This is a genomic window from Mesorhizobium ciceri WSM4083 (assembly GCF_000519305.1).
Taxonomy (GTDB): Bacteria; Pseudomonadota; Alphaproteobacteria; order Rhizobiales; family Rhizobiaceae; genus Mesorhizobium; species Mesorhizobium ciceri_B.
Map to the genome: position 1 here is coordinate 7,915 of NZ_KI912612.1, position 410 is coordinate 8,324.

Genomic DNA, 410 nt, shown 5'->3' on the forward strand with positions numbered 1-410 from the left:
GGGCGCCCTCAGGCACCTTCGGCGGCCTTCAGTCTTTTGTTGACCTGAATGCGCCCACACCGTCCGACCTGCGTGATGATGCTCATTCTGCACCGGTGCGTCGGCGCGGGCAGATGTTCGGCGACATGCAGCGGCAGCGCACGATACCAGAGACAGAGGCCGCCGCCGTGAAGCTGATGCGGACCGATGACGTCCAGCATCGCGGTCAAGCTTTGCCGATGAGTGCGCCAGCGGCACCGGCTCGCCAACCCGCCATGCCCGCCACCGCCATGGCGCCAGACACCTACCGCGGTCTTCCGCTGATTGATGTGACGACGCCCGCGAGCCCCTCCTCCGATGCTCGGATCGGAGGGTTGGACCGGACAGCCTCGTCCCGTGTCGCCGCGGGCTCGGTGCTCGGCGCCACCGAG

1 protein-coding gene is annotated in these 410 nt (G+C 68.0%); it reads left to right on the forward strand.

What is annotated here, in order from left to right:
• Positions 1–410: hypothetical protein (locus MESCI2_RS1000000138700; RefSeq protein ID WP_430981690.1), on the forward strand; the 410-nt coding region annotated here is incomplete at both ends.